Raw genomic sequence first — 16,944 nt, 5'->3', positions numbered from 1 at the left:
AAGACAATGCAAGAGATAAAAAGTAAAGTTTTTAAACTCTATAAACATTTGAAGTTTTTTATAACTGCATTTATAGATGAAGATCTTACTTTTTATGCCGCAAGTCTTAGTTTCTATACGATTTTTACGCTTATCCCGCTTCTCGTAATTACGCTTACTCTATTTACCTCCATGCCAAACTTCTCAGAGCACTATGAGAAGATTCAGGAGTTCATCTTCTCAAACATTATGCTGGTTCAATCTGAGGCTCTAATGGGGCAGATAAACTCATTTTTGCAAAACTCGGTTAAGATGAGCATAATCAGTTTTGCCGTTATAATCGTCTCTTCACTTCTGTTTTTTCAAAATTTCGAGTATATTGCAAATAAGATTTTTCATGCAAAAAAGAGAGGGTTTTGGCAGTCCGTAACCACCTTTTGGACACTTATAACGCTTACTCCAATAGGGCTTGGGGTCTCTTTTTATATAACCGGTTATGTTGCTTCTTTAATGTCAAGCAGCGAGTATATGGCAGGTATCAATATTTTGCCCTATGTTCCATACCTCATCATTTGGGCACTCTTTTTTCTGATATTTCAAATTGCGGCAAATACAAAGATCCACGCAAGGGCTTCGCTAATAAGCTCATTTGTTACATCGGTAGCTTTTAGCGTCGCCAAAAGTGGTTTTATCTACTATGTTTTTTACAATAAAGCGTATGCAACCATGTACGGCTCCTTCTCTATCGTTATGTTTCTGTTTTTGTGGATCTATGCATCATGGATTGTCTTTGTATATGGATTAAAGTTATGCTACATGATAAATCGCGTATATGAAAATAGAGCCGGAAAAGATAAGCATAACGACAACGGCACTCCTGTTAAAGATTGCCCAGAGACTCAGCAGGATATAGAAGAAAAAGAGATATTGATTTAAGCTTACCAAAACTCCCTCTTTGCCGAGATTTAGAAGCCAAAGAAGAGCAGGGTCAAAAAGATTTCCCACTCCTAAGAGATGTAGAAATATGCTTAGCGGATAAAAGATGCTAAAAAGCGACGTCCAAAGAATTGAGAGCGGATGGTAGATGCTAAAATTTTCAAATATCGCCAAAGAGAATGGAAGCATCAAGAGATAGACCCAGATGGGCAGAAGTAAAAATTGCCATATTTTGCTCAGGTTTTTAAAGTAGATTAAAAATAGAAATATGTAAAAAACTCCGCTTGAGGAGAGCCAAAAACCAAGGGAGAAGAAGAGCCTTGGAAAGAGAGATAAGAGAAGCAAGATAGTTAAAAACAGAGTCTGCATGGAGACTATTTTAATGCCTCTGTCATAAAGTACAAAACCGACAACCAGCATCCCAAAAGCGCGGATAAGCGATGGCGGCGAATCCAAAAAGAGCGTATAGGCAAAAAGCAGTAATCCAACAGCTAGGAAGAGATCGGTTTTTGCATTTCTGTATGGAAAAAATCTATTTTGCATAAAAGCGTAAAGCGGACGAAACAAAAAGAACAAAAGTGCGCTGAGAACTCCAAGATGAAAACCGCTAATGGCTAGAAGATGCGAGACTCCCAGAGTTGAAAAAGCGCTTTGGAGTCTGTAATCTAGGGGAGTTGCGCTATAGAGAGCTTGGTAGATATTTGCAACCTCCTTCTCTTTATGTGAGGCTAAAATATAGGCGTTTAGGTTCTGTTTTGCGCTCTTCCCTTCGTTTATGTTTATGATTTTACTCGGTCCGTAAAATGTTGTAAGGTATGTGTAAAAGGTTAAATCTTTGGGCCATATTTCAAGAGAAATCTCTTTGTTTTTAATCTCTTGAAGCGATTTTTTGGCTGTTGTATAAAAAACAAGACCCTCAGAACTTTTTAGTTTTAGCACTTGATATGTTCTGTTGCTCTTAGTTTTGGTGTACTGTTTTAAAACGGTTGCATCCACAAGAGCTGAGTCAAAAACTATAAACTCTTGGTAATTTTTGTACTCTAGAAGAAGCGAGACGAGAAGAATAAAAAAAGAGAGTAAGACAAAGTGTAGAGAGTCTCGCTTTGAGGTAAAAAGCGAGACTCTCTCTAGCATCTATCTAGAGCGGCGGCATAGATATGGAATCATTGCCAAAATTGATATTTGCAGATCGGGTGTCCACATTTTCAAAAACAGTTTCAATCCCTTTTGAGAAAGATTCTGCATTGACAAAACGGGTAAGCTTTTTCTGAAACATAAGATGAACAACGCCCGTAGGTCCATTTCTCTGTTTGCCTATAATCACCTCAGCCTTCTCCTCTTCCCTCTCAACATAAGTAGGTACAAACTCTTTGCCCTCTGCTTTTGCCGCTTTTTCGCGCTCTTTTTCCTCTTTGTAGAGATAAACGTCGTCGCGGTATACAAAAAGAATAATATCCGCATCCTGCTCAATAGAACCCGATTCACGGATATCGCTAAGCATAGGGCGCTTGTCGTTCCTGCTCTCTAAACCACGGTTTAATTGTGAGAGCGCGACAATAGGCATGTTTAGTTCACGAGCAAGCATCTTAAGCCCGCGAGAGATCTCTGAGACCTGCAGGTGTCTGTCTTGCTTGCCGACTCCCTGCATGATTTGGAGGTAGTCGATTACTGCTATCTCTATCTCTGGATGCTGGTTTTTTAGTTTTCGCAGTTTTGAGCGGAGCTGGTTAATGTTTATGCTACCTTGGTCATCAACGAAAAGTTTTGCAAAATTCATCTTGTCAATCGCACCGTTTAGTGAACTCCACTGATCATCACTCATGTCTCCTACACGTAGCATTTGAAGAGGAATGGATGTCTGGATGGAGAGAAGTCTAAGCATCAGCTGTTCAGCGGGCATCTCAAGCGAGAAGAACGCAACGCCTTTTCCTTGCATGATAAGGCTGTTTACGGTGTTGAGTATAAAAGATGTTTTTCCCATGGCAGGACGGGCGGCGATTATAACAAGGTCGCCTTTGCCAAAGCCTGTCGTCATCTTGTTTAGCTCATGAAAACCGGTATCAACCCCGACAAGCACGTTGTTGCCGCGCGCTTTCATCTCTTTGATGTACTCCATCGTGTCAAAAGTCATCTTCGGAGAGTCTTTGAAGTCGCTTGTCTGGTTGTCTTGGGTTATCTCATAGAGTTTTTTCTCTACTATGTCGATAACTTCTGCACTTGTGAACTCCTCTTCTACCGTCACTCTTTTTATCTCTGTTGTCAGTGTTAAAAGATGGCGTTTTAGAGATTTGTCTTTTATCTCATCGACATACGCTTTGGTGTTTGAGATAGGGTTTGCAGAGAGAATCTCCAGCATAACGCTCTCATCAAACTTTTTCATCTTAATGAGCTCTTTTTTAATGAACTCCTCATCAATGGGCTGATCTTTTTGCAGAAGAAGAGTCATCGCTTTAAAGATGTCCTGATGAGCAGGAAGGTAAAAATCATCCTGTCTCAGGGCGACGCTAAGTTCGTCAAACTGGCTTGGTTCAAAAACGATTGAACTTAAGATGCTTCGCTCAAAAGCGAGATTGTATAAATTTTCCTGCATCACTCTGTCTCTTTCGCCATTTTTTCTACTTCTTGAACAAATCTGTCCACAAGTTCGCTCTCATCAAGATTTGCTACAACCTCTCCTTTAACCATAATAAGTCCTTTGCCTTTGCCGTACGCTATTGCCACATCCGCATGAGCCGCTTCGCCTATGGCATTTACGACGCATCCCATAACAGAGACGTTAAGCGGTGTTTTTATATGTGTGGTGCGTCTCTCTATTTCGCCAACGGCACTTACCAAATCAGCCTCTATGCGTCCGCATGTAGGACATGAGATAATATTTAGCCCGTCCTTTGCCGCTCCGCTGTCTTTTAGGATTGCACGAGCGACATTTATCTCCTCTTCAAGCTCTCCCGTAATGCTTACGCGCATAGTATCGCCGATACCATCAAGAAGAAGTGCGCCAAGACCTATGGAGCTCTTTACTGTTGCATGAAACAGGGTTCCTGCCTCTGTAACCCCAAGATGAAATGGGTAGCTGTTTTTTGGACGCAGCATGCGATAAGCATCGACCGTTCTCTGCACATCGCTGGCTTTTAAAGAGATCTTGATGTCATTAAATCCCAGATCCTCTAAAAATTTGATGTTGTACTCGGCTGATGCCACCATACCCTCAGAAGTTTGCCCGTACTTGTTTAAAAACTCTTTTTCCAAACTCCCCGCATTTACACCTATTCGTATAGGGATATTACGAGCTTGACATGCTTTTACAACCTCTTTAACACGCTCTTTTGAGCCGATATTTCCCGGATTTATGCGTATGCAGTCAACTACTTCAGCGGCAATAAGCGCGAGACGATGGTTGAAGTGAATATCTGCGATAAGCGGAAGTGAAATTTGATCTTTAATTGACTTGAGTGCAAGAGCATCTTCCATCTCGGGAACTGCCACACGGACTATGTCACACCCCGCAAAGTGAAGTCTTTTTATCTGCTCAACTGTAGCTGCAACATCTGAAGTTTTTGAAAATGTCATAGACTGCACGCTGATAGGCGCATCACCGCCTACCGCAACACTGCCGACAAATATCTGTTTGGTTTGGACTCTTTTTATCATGGAGAGATTTTAGCTTGTTTGGGATAAAAAGGTGCTTTATTTTTTTCTACATGTAGATTGCATGTAGAAAAAAAGTCTTAGAATTTAAAAGTAAGATTTGTGTAGAAGTATCTTCCCGGTTCGTTTAGGAGCATAGTGTCTGCTCCTGCAGTTAAGAGAATTAAATCTGCATAAGTGTTTGATGCTGCGTATGTTTTGTCAAAAATGTTGTTAACACCAACGCTTATTTGCACATGTTTGTCGAGGGTATGTTTGATTTTTGCATTGTAGATACTCCAGCCGCTAAGTTTTTGTTCACCGTTGTCGCTGTCTATCTTATCCCAATTATCCGAAGCCTGCATCTCAAGAGTCGCTATCGAATTGTTCATATACTCATAGTCTAGAGAAATATTTCCTCTTAAAGGTGCAATATCTGCGAGATCTTCATCTACTCCTGCTGCAACATCATCTTTTTTGCCGACTTTGTACGATGCTCCCATGCTAATTACAAGAGCGTCCGTTACATAGATGGAGCCGCTTAACTCTGCACCGTAAACACTTGCGTTAATGTTGTTGAAGCTGTTTGTACTTTTTGTGTAGTAGATGTAATCTTCAAGCATTGAGTAAAAAGTCTTTGCTTTAAGAGTGAAACTTTCATATGTTGCTTCATATCCAAGGTCAATCTCTCTGTTCTTTGTCTGTTTAAGATTTTCATTTCCTATCTGAGGAGTACCAAGATAGAGCTCTCTTGCATCAGGCACGCGTGATGATGAACCAATACCCAAAAAGATTTTGTTTTGCGCACTAAGTGTGTACGTGGTCATGATGTTTGCGCTAAGCGCACTGTAGTCGTTTGCGCTTTTGCTTGGATCATCCGGCGTTATCTCAGTTGAGTCAAATCTTGCACCTGTTTCTATTTTTAAATCGCCAAAACTCTTCTCTGCTTTTGCAAAGATTGCTTTGTTTTCTGTTTGCGTGTGTGTGAGACTCACCACATGTGCATTCTCAACTCCCGTAGTTGCATCAGTGCCATATTTTTCACCCTCCCATGTTCTTCTGGTTCCATCAAGACCAAGTAAAAACTTATAAGAGTCTAGCTCAAAGCTGTTTTTTAGCTTTACTCCTTGCATAGATGTTTTGAGATGGTTTGTTTGATAATTTGTTTTACCAGAGACTCTAAACTTTGTATCCATCGGATGGTCAACGTCTGAGTAGTAGTACTGTATATTGAGATTTTTGTAGTTGTTTGTCAAGTTGTCAATGTTGTACTCAATGCTGTAGATATTCGAGTCATCGTACGCAGCATCCATTTTTGAATTTCCATAAAGTACATCATCGCTTCTATTTCCCGTATAGCTTAGACGAAGCTCCTGATCTTCAAGAGTCTTTATATAGATTTTAGTCATAACGCTTTTTTTCGTGTAAGCTTCAATATCGTGGTATTTGGCTTGGTAAGCAGTTGCTGCAGGAGCTGCTCCATCTAAGATAGCTTGGTCAATCTGCTCTGCTATAGTATTTCCGTCGCCGTCTTCATATTGCCCGCTTGACTCATGTGAAAAGTTAAGAAGTGCGCGGATTCTCTCCGTACCGCCGCTAAAACTAGCACCTATTTTTTTATAACCCCAACTCCCAAGACCGAAGTTTACCTCTCCCTTGAGCTCTTCTGTCGGTTTTTTGGTCGTTATCTTTAAGCCGCCGCTAAGAGTTCCGAAGTTTTCAACGTCATAAGGTCCCTCGACTACTTCTACTTCTTCAATCTGGTTTGTAACGATATGTGAGATAGGCGGATCCATTCTGTTAATACATGCACCGCAAACTTTTGTACCGTCAACATCAACGGAGATATTGTCTCTTTTTTGACCGCGAATGTAGATATCATTTGCGATACCGCTTCTTCTGTTCATGTCGATACTAGGTGCGCTAGAACTTAGAGCCTGCGCCAAATCGGCAGAGAGCTGGGCATTTTGGCTTACTTCTGTGATTGTGGTGGACTCAATACTGATTTTAGGGAGCTCTATCTCATTTGCACTTAAAAGAGCTGCCGTTATCAACGATAGCGAAATGATTTTTCTGTTTATCATATAATCAACCTTAATTTTTAAAATTAATGTATTATATAAAGATAGTGTTACGTAAATGTTAAGAATTGACAAAATTTTGCTAGAATTTCACTATGAGTAAAATAGAGAAGATAAAAAGAGTAGTTTTAATAGTTTTTGGGTTAAGCCTTGGAGCTTATTTGATGTATAGCGGATTTGCCATCCTAGCTGAGGAGGACTCCGCGAGCAAAGTTCATAGTGACGCAGTGAAGTGAGCCGTGCTGTTTTATAAGCGAGAAGCAGTTGATTCCCACAATATCTTTGTCGGGGAATGTTTTTCTAAAAATCTCTAACGCCTCTTCATCCTGCTTGACACCGTAAGTAGGGACTAACACAGCGCCGTTTACAAACAAAAAGTTTGCGTATGTTGCAGGAAGTCTCTCCCCATCAAAGTAACATGCATCTGTCATCGGAAGTGCTATAAGTCTAAATCCGTACTCTTTTGAGAATACATTTAGCTCCTCTTCCATCAGTTTTAGTTCATGAAAGTGCTCGTCGCTCTCATCTTTGCACTGAACGTACATTATGCTCTTTTCATCGATAAACCTAGCCAGAGTATCTACATGTGAGTCAGTATCGTCGCCTGCCAAATAGCCATGGTTGAGATATAAAATCCTGCTCATCCCAAACTCTTCTCGAAGCCTTTTTGTCATCAGCTCTTTATTTAGAGAGGCGTTTCTGTTTTTGTTTAACATGCACGCCGAGGTTGTAAGGATAGTGTCGATTCCGTTGCTCTCAATAGCGCCGCCCTCCAAGCTAAGGTCTATTTTTTTAAGCTCTTTGTCGTAGCATCTTTTTATCGCTGCACTCATCTCATTGTCTTTTGAAGCCTCAAACTTTCCGCCCCATCCACTAAAGGTAAAATCGAGCATTTTGGTAGTGTTGTCATCTTCGATGCAAAGAGCAGAGCAGTCTCTAGCCCATGTGTCGTTTGTTTCATACTCTACAAAGTAGAGATTTTGAGTGTTTTTAAGTCTGCTCTTTACGCTCTCTACACTGTTGCAGACAACTAGGCACTCTTGGTACTTTGTAATCTCGTTAATTATGTTTACAAAAGTATCTTGCGCCTCTTGCAGATATGGAGCCCAGTCGCTATTTTCATGAGGAAATATAATTTGTGTAAAACTCTGTTCTTCAAACTCTGCAATTAGTCTTCTCATTTGCTATAATTCCCTTATGGCTTACATAATTTTAAATAAAAACAATTTTTTTAATAATCTCGATATTATCGCTAAAAGTACCAAAGGAAGAGATAAAATAGCTCTTGTTTTGAAAGATAATGCGTACGGACATGGACTTTTGGAGATGGCATCTTTGGCAAAAGAGGGCGGAGTCAAAAAAGCAGTCGTGCGCACAGCAAAAGAGGCTGAGGCAGTCTGCGATTTTTTTGAATATATCTTAGTCTTGGCAGAGATTCCTCTCTCAAAGAACGATAAAATAAGATATACAATCAATGATATAAATAGCATCGAGAGATTCCCTCAGGGCTGCAGGGTTGAGTTAAAAGTAGATACCGGAATGCACCGCAACGGCATAGACATAAATGAGCTTGAAGAGGCTTTTGTAAAAATAAAAGATGCAAAACTGGTTCTTGAAGCGGTCTTTACCCACCACAGAAGCGCCGATGAGCTTACAAGCGAGTGGTTTTGGCAAAAAGAGAACTTTAAAACAGTAAAAGAGGAGTCACAAAGACTCTCTCAAAAGTACGGTTTTGGCACGCTTCGGTTTCACTCCTCTAACTCTGCCTCTCTCTTTAGACATGAGAGTTTTGACGAAGATATGGCAAGGGTCGGCATAGCCGCTTATGGATGCTTAGAGCTGCCAGAAGCGCTACATATGGAGAAGCTCAAGCCTGTTTTATCTCTTTGGGCAGATAAAATATCTCAAAGAGAGCTAAAGGTGGGGGAGAGAGTAGGTTACGGCGGAGAGTATACCGCTGCATCTGATTGCATTATAGGCAACTATGAGTTTGGTTATGGGGATGGTTTTTTGAGATGTTGCGCAAAAGAGGGGTACAAGACGCCTGAGGGTATCGAGCTTCTTGGCAGAATATCGATGGACAATAGCACTTTTGCCGGCTGCGAAGAGAAGCTTTTGGTCTTTAGTGATGCCAGAGTGGTGGCAAAGTATGCAAAAACAATCAGCTATGAGGTTTTAACCTCTCTAAAACCTGAGATTAAAAGAGTGGTTATATAGATTCAAAATTGCTATTTAGTCCGCTCTGGGGTTTTCCGACGTAATATCCTTGAATAAAATCGACTCCCATCTTCTCTAAAAGTTCCAGAGAGTCTCTGTCTTCCACAAACTCGGCAATTGTTTTAAGCCCTAGATTGGAAGCAAAGTTTATAATGGTTTTTACTATAACTCTTGAGTTTTCATCGGTGGTAACGAACTTTACGAGCGATGCATCAATTTTTAGATAATCAACATTTAGCTCTAAGATATGCGAAAAGTTGGAGTATCCGCTTCCAAAATCATCAATCGCCACTTTGCAGCCATACTTTTTAACCTCTTTTATAAAACCTTTTATCTCTTCATAGTCGTCAATTTTGTCGCTTTCAAGAATTTCAAAAACCACTCTTTGAGGCTGGCTAAACTCTTGAATCTTGCTCAAGATAAATTTCATTATTTCTCTACTTTGAATATCAACGATAGAGAGATTTATGGAGAATTCTAAATTTTTATCTCTAAAAAACTCAAACGATTTTGTAATTATGGCTTTTGTTATCTCCGGGTATAGTTTCGACTTTACTGCAATATCCAAAAAGACAAAAGGTGCGATAACTTCACCGCTGCTTGTTATAATTCTTGCCAGTGCCTCATACTTCTCTATCTTTTTTGTTCCGGTGTTATAGATGGGTTGGTAGTATGGAGTAATGAGGTCGTATTTTATGGCATTTTTAAGGAGCAAAAGAGCATCCATATTTTTTATAATCTGCTCCTTTGCATCAAGTGAGTCATTGTAGACAACTATGCTTTTTGAGTGTTTTTTAGCGATTTGAAGAGCAGTGTTTGTTTTGATTAAAAGCGACTCTTGATTTGAGGCAATCCCGCAGCTAAATGTTATAAATATTGACTGCTCCGCTACGAAAAACTTTGTCTCGCTTATTGTGCTAAGCATTTTTTTAATCGTAACAAAAAACTCTTCATCGCTTATGGGCATGGTTGTAAATATCGCAAACTCATCATTTGGCAACTTGTAGACAAAGTTTGAACCTTTGCAAACTTCTCTAATGCGTTTTGCTATTTGAATAAGAATCTCATCGCCTATCTCATAGCCGTAGAGATCGTTTATATCTTTAAAAGCATCTACGTTGATGAGTGCAAGATGTAGTGATTTGCTATTTTTGTTTTGTGAAATATCTTCGATTAGTTTCAGTCTGTTTGGTAGATGAGTCAGTCTGTCATATAAAAAAGAGTCTTTTAACTCTTTTGTCTTCTCTGCCACCTTCCATTGCTAAAATAGGCAGTCTCATCTCTGTTTTTTTTGAAAAACTCTATAGCTTTTAGCTCATCTTTATCGGCTTGATTTTTAGCATTTCTAGCTCTGTCTGAGACTGTTTTTACGCTTATGTTGAGAGGATTGTTTTTAGAAAAATTTTCAGATATTATGGGAGAACTAAAAGCAGGAAGTGCCGGAAGAGTCTTTTCGTTTATCTCAAGATTGCCGTTTAAAAAAAGCTTCTGGTAGTAGTATCTGCTCTCAATTACATAGCTGTTTAAAACTTCAGCCTCTTTTTTTGCAAATTCGTACTCCCTCTCTTTTGCCTCAAAGTAAGAGTAGGTAATTTTAAGCAGAATAGCGATTAAAAATACAACGGGGATAGTCTTTAAAATTTTGTCATTTAAAAAACTTTTCACAATTCCTCCCGTATTTAGTATTTTTGTATCATGAAGATGAAATTTTTATAATTGCGTTAGAGAAGATTGCTCCATCAACACCCAGAAGAGCAAGCTCCTCAATCTCATCTTCATTTTCTGTAAGAGCCAATATTTTTGCGTCAAAAAGATAGTTCTCTGCAATGTTTTGGGCGCTCTTTGCAAGCTCTTTTTCTACCACGATATATGAAGCGCCAAGAGAAGATGCATAAAGTATCTCTCTTATATTTTTTGCAAATATGGCAACTTTGAGAGAGTTTATAACGGCATGATTGATGATGTCTAGATTTTTTTCATCAAACTCTACGTAGATGGTAGAAGAGGGCGGAGTATGGAGAATGGAGTCTATATCAAAAATATGGTAGAAGTTTTCGTTTTTTAAAAATCTATGTCCGAAAAATATCAACTTTTCTTCTCCACACACTCTTTTGAGCAGTAATATTTGCCGCTACTTAAAATCGCATCATCCAGTGAGCAGTAGACGCCGCATGATGGGCACTCCACCATCTCACTACTTTGTGGTTTCTCTTTTTTTTGCTCATCTTTTGACTCTGCTATAGTCGGTCTTTTTTTGATAAACATAAAGTAGACGAACGCAATAACGCCCACTACAAGTAAAATTTTTAGTATCATACATCTTCCCCAATAAGCAAATAGTGTCTATTTTCTGTTTTTATTACTCTGTGTTTTATATTTTGTGAAACTTCATCATACACTCTCTCTCCTTTATAAAAAAGAAGTTTTGAGTTTTTGTCTCTAAAGTTCTCGCTCAACTTTAAAAGCATCTGGGTATCGGTAACGGCTCTTGAGGTTACAAGATCAAAAATTTCACTCGGCATCTCTTCGACTCTTTTTTTGACAACTCGAACATTTGCAAGATTCAAATCCGCCTTGATAAACTGCAAAAAACTTGCTCTCTTTGCCAGAGGTTCAACAAGCGTAACTTCAGTATTGGGAAGTCCCATGGCTAGGATTAACCCCGGAAAGCCGGCTCCTGTGCCGATATCAAGAAGATTTTTGCACTTTGGCAAAAAGGTTATAGGAAATATGGAGTCGTAGATAAACTTATCTACGGTTTTTTCATCTTTGGCACCCGTTAGGTTGTGTACTTTGTTCCACTTAAAGAGGTGCTCTTTATATTTGGCGATATTGTCAAAAAAGTTATCGGGCAACGCAATCTTTTGCTCTAGGAGCAGTGATTTTAAATTCAAAAATGTATCCTTTTTTTTAAAGCAGATGCCCCATGCCCTCTTTTTTTACGTTTAAATATGCTTCGTTGTGAGGGTTTGATTTCATGATAATTGGAATGCGCTCTACTATCTCAATACCGCTTATCGATTTTATTTTGTCTGGGTTGTTCGTTAAGAGTTTAATCCTGTCTATATTGAAGTAGTGAAGAATAAAAGTTACCATTTCATAAGTTCTCTCATCTGTTTCAAACCCAAGTTGATGGTTTGCCTCTATGGTGTCGAACCCCACGTCCTGTAGCGCATAGGCGTTTATCTTGTTTAAAAGTCCTATGTTTCTTCCCTCTTGTCTGAGGTAAATAACCATTCCGTTTGTTTGAGACGCCATAATGAGAGCGTACTCTAACTGTGCTCCGCAGTCACACTTGAGGCTTCCTATTGCATCGCCGGTTAGACACTCCGAATGTACTCTTACTACTGGAATTTCTTCTAGCTTCTCTTTGAAAATGACAAGATGCTCTTTGTGACCCTCTTTGAAGACTTTAACTTTAAAATCACCAAACTCTGTCGGCAAATTTGCTACTTCTGAAATTTTTATATTCAATTAAAATGCCCTGTTTTTTACTTTAAGACGGTAAAATATTTTCAAAATTATAGCTAAAAAGGTTTAATAATGTTTCAAAGATTTCGTAGAACCCGCCTCAACTCCCATCTTCGCTCGCTTGTGCGTGAGACGAACGTCACTGTGAATGATTTTATCTATCCGCTTTTTGTCCGTTCGGGCGAGGGGATTAAAACAGAGGTTGCGTCTATGCCGGGTGTATTTCAGATGAGTATAGATGAGGTTTTAAAAGAGTGCGGCGAGATAAAAAAATTGGGACTCTGCTCCATCATTCTCTTCGGTATTCCTGATGTAAAAGACTCCATCGGTTCAGACTCTTTGTGCGAACACGGAATCATCGCTAAAGCAATCCGCGCCGTAAAAGAGGCACATCCAGATATGTTTGTCGTAACCGATTTGTGTTTTTGTGAATATACGGATCATGGGCACTGCGGGATTATTGATGAAAAACTAGAAACTGTAAACAATGATGCAACACTTAAAATTTCCGCACAACAGGCTGTCGTTCATGCAAAAGCGGGTGCCGACATGATAGCACCATCTGGCATGATGGACGGAATCATTGCTACACTCAGAGACGCCCTTGATGGCGCGGGATATGAGAACCTTCCTATTATGAGCTATTCGACAAAATTTGCTTCAGGGTACTACGGACCTTTCCGTGACGTGGCAGAATCAACTCCGAGTTTCGGCGACCGTGCATCCTACCAGATGGATCCTGCAAACAGAAGAGAGGCTGTAGCGGAGAGTATATCTGATGAGCTTCAGGGCGCTGATATACTTATGGTAAAACCTGCTCTTGCGTACCTGGACATAGTAAGAGAGATAAAAGACAACACATCTCTTCCGATGGCAGTTTACAATGTAAGTGGAGAGTATGCGATGCTTAAGATGGCGGGTAAGAACGGGCTTATTGACTATGAGAGAGTTGTTATGGAGACAATGATTGCTTTCAAGAGAGCAGGTGCGGATATCATCATCTCCTACCACGCAAAAGAGGTTGCAAAGATGTTAAAAAAGCAATCTTAAAGATAATTACTATAAACTTACGGCTTACAACTTATTGAACGCAAAATGAGCAAAGCCCGTTTTGCTACGCTAGTCGCTATGACACTAAAGCTTGCCTCTAATGAGGCAGAAAATCTTAAAAAATTTAAGGCATATTTTGAGACATTTTTTAACACTAAAAGATTTTACAAAAGAGGAGATTCTTGAGATTATCGAGACAGGACTCTCCATCAAGAAAAATTTAAAAGCAAAAATTTACAATCAAGAGCTTAAAAATCAAACGCTTGCTATGATATTTGAGAAAAGTTCTACAAGAACGCGCGTCAGCTTTGAGGCTGGAATGTTTCAGCTCGGCGGTCATGCACTTTTTCTCTCAAACCGTGATATCCATCTAGGCAGAGGCGAGCCCATAAAAGATACGGCACGTGTTATTTCAAGCATGTGCGATATGGTAATGATAAGAACCTTCGAGCACTCCATGATAGAGGAGTTTGCACACTACTCAAAAGTTCCTGTTATAAATGGACTTACAGACTCATATCATCCCGTACAACTTCTCGCTGACTATATGACTTTAGTAGAGTACGGTATGGATAAAAACATAGTGGCTGCATACGTGGGTGATGGAAACAATATGACTCACTCATGGATGATGCTTGCCGCAAAGCTTGGTTTTGAGCTTCGTATAGCTACTCCCAAAGGTTATGAGCCGGATAGCGGAGTACTTGAAGAGACTCTTGCTTTTGCTAAAGAGAGCGGGGCGGTTATAAAAGTTATGAATGACCCAGAAAAGGCAGTTGCCGGTGCGACTGTCGTTACGACCGACACATGGGTTTCCATGGGGCAGGAGAGTGAAAAAGAGGAGCGCATCACGACTTTTAAAGGTTTTATGGTTGATGATGCGATGATGTCTCTTGCGCAGGATGGAGCTAGGTTTTTACACTGTCTTCCTGCTTATAGAGGTTTAGAGGTGAGCGAAGAACTTTTTGAAAAACACTCAGAGATAGTCTTTAAAGAGGCCGAGAACAGACTTCATGCCCAAAAAGGGTTGATGGTCTGGTTAGATAGGAAAAGAGGATAAATTGAAAAAAAAATTATTAATCATTGCTGCTATATCGATATCAACTCTATTCGCAGCAGAGCCGGTTGAGGTAGACGATAGATTTAGTGATTCTACAAAATGCAAAGCATGCCATCTTCATATAGTAAATGAGTGGGAGCACTCTTGGCATGCAAAAAGTCATTATGAAAACAATGAGTACTTTAGAGCGACTACGGATTATGTAAGCAAGAAAACAAGAAAAAGCCTAAGCGGTGTGCAGGTTCAGTGTGCGACATGTCACAATCCAAGAATATCTGTAACAAGTACCGGTATTGAGCATGAGATCATAGCCGTTATGGGGCTTGATAAAGATTCAGAAGTAGAAAAAGCCTTAGAGAGCGATGTTATAAGCGAAGGTATCAATTGTGTAGTTTGTCATAATATAGGTGCAATATACTCTGACAAAGATGAGACGGTCAGAGGAATAAACCGCGTAGAGTGGACAAAATCCGGTGTTATGGTAGGACCTTTTGACGACGCAATGTCTCCGTATCATAAAGTTGAGCATAGGGAGTATATGGATAAAGACCCCAATAAGCTCTGTTTCGTATGTCATGCAAACGACAGATCTGCCTCTGATTTTGTTTTTGTAAATATGGAAAAAGAGTATGTTGATGGAGGCAAGCTTTGTGTTGATTGCCATATGGGGTCAAAAAAACAGGGTATCGCGGCAACTTTAAGAATAGACAACAAAAAGCCAAAAGAGAGAGAAGTAAGAGGACATGCATTTCCGGGCGCACATACCGATACTATGTGGGAGGGCGCACTTGATTTAAAGGTAGAGCAGAAGAAAAAAGAGGTTTTTATATCTATAATAAATTCAAATCCACACAATATACCTAGCGGATTTGGTTCAAGAGAGATAATAGCAGAACTTGTTTTTAAGAAGAGCGATGAGGTTTTAGAGACAAAAGCACTCTCTTTGACGACTTACTATAAAGACAAAAGAGGCAAAGCGACAATTCCGCACCTTGCCGTGAGCTCTTCAGATGATTTAAGTGTGCCTGCTAATGGAAAAAGAGTGCTAAAAACTCCGGTTCAAAGAGGAGCAGACAGAGTTGAAGTGACACTCTATTACCGTTTGGTAAATAATGAAGTCCACTCGCTACTCGATTTAAGAGAGCCTATCTGGTCACAAAAGTTCTTTATAGCATCTAAATCAATATCTTTAAAATAGCAAACTTAGTATTTTATCCCAGTAGCGCTTCTTATCTTCTCGATGGTGGGAAGTGCTGCCTCTCTTGCCTTGATTGCACCCATATCTAAAATATCTCTGACCTCGTCTTGATGTGCTTCAAAGTACTCTCTTTTCTCTCTATACTCTCTAAAGTACTCCCACATAACCTCTGCTAAATAGACTTTAAAATGCCCGTGCCCTTCGCCGCCTCTTTTGTAGCGCTCTTGCAACGCTTTTAGATTTTCTCCCTCTAAAAAGAGTTTTGCCATATTGTAAACATTGCATGTTTCATACTCTTTTGGCTCTTCCACGGCAACATTTTCGGTGACGATTTTTTTGATGGTTTTTAGCTGGCTCTTCTCATCTCCGAAGATATTTACGACATTCTTGTAGCTTTTTGACATCTTCTGCCCGTCAATTCCCGGAACGGTTTGTACCTCTTCTTGAACTCTAAACTCTGGAATAGTTAAAATATCTCCATATTGGTTGTTGAATTTGATAGCGATATCTCTGGCAATCTCAACATGTTGAATCTGGTCTTTTCCGACGGGAACAACCTCTGAGCCATAGAGCAGTATATCCGCTGCCATTAAAACAGGGTATGAAAAAAGAGAGTGGTTTGCCGCGATTCCCTTTGCCGTTTTATCTTTGTAGCTGTGCGCTCTCTCAAGTAAGCCCATCGGAGTAAAGGAGGATAAAACCCAGTAAAGTTCAAGCACCTCTTTTACGTCTGATTGAACCCAAAAGACTGACTTTTTAGGGTCAATGCCAAGAGCTAAAAAGTCAGTAGCACACTGCATTGTAAGCTCACCGAGACGTTTGCCGTTGCTCACGCTTGTCATGGCATGGTAGTTTGCTATAAAAGCAAAAGTCTGACTCTCATTTTGAGCTTCTACCATCTGCTTTATTGAACCGAAATAATTCCCGATATGAAGATCTCCCGATGGCTGAATTCCCGTCAAAACTCTCATGTAGCTACTCCAAAAATTTCTAAATTTTATTTGTGGTATTATACCAAGCTCAACTAACTATATATACGATAAATAAAAGAGAAGCTATTAGCTATGAGACGTATCTTTGCAGGACTAACCGGTTAATCCAAAAAGATACAACGAAGTAGATAATAGCTTCTCTTTTACCCTTCGGGCGATTGTATTGTACGCCGCTGTGTCGTTACAACTTCTTGAAACTACCAGTAGTTCCTGCAAAGTTGTGCCTCGCATCGACATACAATACAATCGTTTAGCGTATGCATAGTTAGTTGAGTTTGGTATTATACATTTTTTAGCTTTATTTCGCTACTATTTGGCTAAAATAGGCACTCT

General features: G+C 39.8%; 17 protein-coding genes and 1 pseudogene. 5 read left to right on the top strand and 13 right to left on the bottom strand.

Annotated elements, in window-relative coordinates; all coding sequences use genetic code 11:
- The first annotated feature begins 6 nt into the window (after nt 1-6).
- A complete protein-coding gene (locus IBX42_RS04540; protein ID WP_294929448.1) occupies nt 7-915 on the top strand; it encodes a YihY family inner membrane protein in 909 nt (302 codons plus the stop codon).
- Here the strand turns inward: IBX42_RS04540 and IBX42_RS04535 are convergent.
- From IBX42_RS04535 to IBX42_RS04515, 5 genes and pseudogenes are all read right to left on the bottom strand, one after another.
- Nucleotides 874-2,049: pseudogene (locus IBX42_RS04535) on the bottom strand (ComEC/Rec2 family competence protein); the annotation flags it as partial. The gene IBX42_RS04540 and the pseudogene IBX42_RS04535 sit on opposite strands and share 42 nt — an antisense overlap.
- A 4-nt stretch (nt 2,050-2,053) precedes the next feature.
- The gene (locus IBX42_RS04530; RefSeq protein WP_294929445.1) at nt 2,054-3,505 is read right to left on the bottom strand and encodes a replicative DNA helicase; all 1,452 of its coding nucleotides are present in this window, start codon (nt 3,503-3,505) and stop codon (nt 2,054-2,056) included.
- On the bottom strand, nt 3,505-4,566 hold the full coding sequence (gene ispG / locus IBX42_RS04525) for a flavodoxin-dependent (E)-4-hydroxy-3-methylbut-2-enyl-diphosphate synthase (RefSeq protein ID WP_294929442.1): 1,062 nt from the start codon (nt 4,564-4,566) through the stop codon (nt 3,505-3,507). Before ispG ends, IBX42_RS04530 begins: the two co-directional genes overlap by 1 nt.
- A gap of 77 nt (nt 4,567-4,643) precedes the next feature.
- Complete coding sequence (locus IBX42_RS04520; RefSeq protein ID WP_294929439.1) at nt 4,644-6,626, bottom strand: TonB-dependent receptor; 1,983 nt, start codon at nt 6,624-6,626, stop codon at nt 4,644-4,646.
- Nucleotides 6,627-6,808: 182 nt separating this feature from the next.
- Nucleotides 6,809-7,804, bottom strand: coding sequence for an agmatine deiminase family protein (locus IBX42_RS04515; RefSeq protein ID WP_294929436.1), 996 nt, complete (start codon nt 7,802-7,804; stop codon nt 6,809-6,811).
- 16 nt (nt 7,805-7,820) lie between these two features.
- Between IBX42_RS04515 and IBX42_RS04510 the strand changes: the two genes are divergently transcribed.
- A complete protein-coding gene (locus IBX42_RS04510; RefSeq protein ID WP_294929433.1) occupies nt 7,821-8,840 on the top strand; it encodes an alanine racemase in 1,020 nt (339 codons plus the stop codon).
- Here IBX42_RS04510 and IBX42_RS04505 read toward each other — a convergent pair.
- From IBX42_RS04505 to ribA, 6 genes are read right to left on the bottom strand one after another with little or no spacing between them, the layout of a single operon-like run.
- Nucleotides 8,833-10,092, bottom strand: a complete 1,260-nt coding sequence (locus tag IBX42_RS04505) for a bifunctional diguanylate cyclase/phosphodiesterase (protein ID WP_294929430.1) — start codon at nt 10,090-10,092, stop codon at nt 8,833-8,835. The two genes, IBX42_RS04510 and IBX42_RS04505, sit on opposite strands and share 8 nt — an antisense overlap.
- Complete coding sequence (locus tag IBX42_RS04500; protein WP_294929428.1) at nt 10,068-10,505, bottom strand: DUF3365 domain-containing protein; 438 nt, start codon at nt 10,503-10,505, stop codon at nt 10,068-10,070. The genes IBX42_RS04505 and IBX42_RS04500 overlap by 25 nt, the downstream gene beginning before the upstream one ends.
- 28 nt (nt 10,506-10,533) lie before the next feature.
- Nucleotides 10,534-10,929, bottom strand: a complete 396-nt coding sequence (locus IBX42_RS04495; protein ID WP_294929425.1) for a hypothetical protein — start codon at nt 10,927-10,929, stop codon at nt 10,534-10,536.
- Nucleotides 10,926-11,156 carry a PP0621 family protein gene (locus tag IBX42_RS04490; protein ID WP_294929422.1) on the bottom strand — a complete coding sequence of 77 codons (231 nt, stop codon included), beginning with the start codon at nt 11,154-11,156 and terminating at the stop codon, nt 10,926-10,928. Before IBX42_RS04490 ends, IBX42_RS04495 begins: the two co-directional genes overlap by 4 nt.
- Nucleotides 11,153-11,734, bottom strand: a complete 582-nt coding sequence (gene rsmG, locus IBX42_RS04485; RefSeq protein ID WP_294929420.1) for a 16S rRNA (guanine(527)-N(7))-methyltransferase RsmG — start codon at nt 11,732-11,734, stop codon at nt 11,153-11,155. The genes IBX42_RS04490 and rsmG overlap by 4 nt, the downstream gene beginning before the upstream one ends.
- 16 nt (nt 11,735-11,750) lie before the next feature.
- Complete coding sequence (gene ribA / locus IBX42_RS04480; protein ID WP_294929418.1) at nt 11,751-12,314, bottom strand: GTP cyclohydrolase II; 564 nt, start codon at nt 12,312-12,314, stop codon at nt 11,751-11,753.
- Between the two features lie 69 nt (nt 12,315-12,383).
- Between ribA and hemB the strand changes: the two genes are divergently transcribed.
- From hemB to IBX42_RS04465, 3 genes are all read left to right on the top strand, one after another.
- A complete protein-coding gene (hemB, locus tag IBX42_RS04475) occupies nt 12,384-13,361 on the top strand; it encodes a porphobilinogen synthase (RefSeq protein WP_294929416.1) in 978 nt (325 codons plus the stop codon).
- Nucleotides 13,362-13,497: 136 nt separating this feature from the next.
- Nucleotides 13,498-14,421 carry an ornithine carbamoyltransferase gene (gene argF, locus IBX42_RS04470; protein WP_294929414.1) on the top strand — a complete coding sequence of 308 codons (924 nt, stop codon included), beginning with the start codon at nt 13,498-13,500 and terminating at the stop codon, nt 14,419-14,421.
- A 1-nt stretch (nt 14,422) separates the two neighbouring features.
- A complete protein-coding gene (locus IBX42_RS04465; protein WP_294929411.1) occupies nt 14,423-15,619 on the top strand; it encodes a multiheme c-type cytochrome in 1,197 nt (398 codons plus the stop codon).
- A gap of 5 nt (nt 15,620-15,624) precedes the next feature.
- Here IBX42_RS04465 and trpS read toward each other — a convergent pair whose 3' ends face one another.
- Both trpS and IBX42_RS04455 read right to left on the bottom strand, forming a co-directional pair.
- On the bottom strand, nt 15,625-16,590 hold the full coding sequence (trpS, locus tag IBX42_RS04460) for a tryptophan--tRNA ligase (RefSeq protein ID WP_294929408.1): 966 nt from the start codon (nt 16,588-16,590) through the stop codon (nt 15,625-15,627).
- 114 nt (nt 16,591-16,704) lie between these two features.
- A complete protein-coding gene (locus IBX42_RS04455) occupies nt 16,705-16,827 on the bottom strand; it encodes a hypothetical protein (RefSeq protein ID WP_294929405.1) in 123 nt (40 codons plus the stop codon).
- Between the last annotated feature and the right edge of the window lie 117 nt (nt 16,828-16,944).

Source organism: Sulfurimonas sp. (assembly GCF_014859695.1).
In the GTDB taxonomy this organism is placed as follows: Bacteria; Campylobacterota; Campylobacteria; order Campylobacterales; family Sulfurimonadaceae; genus Sulfurimonas.
This window is presented reverse-complemented; position numbering and strand designations above follow the sequence as displayed.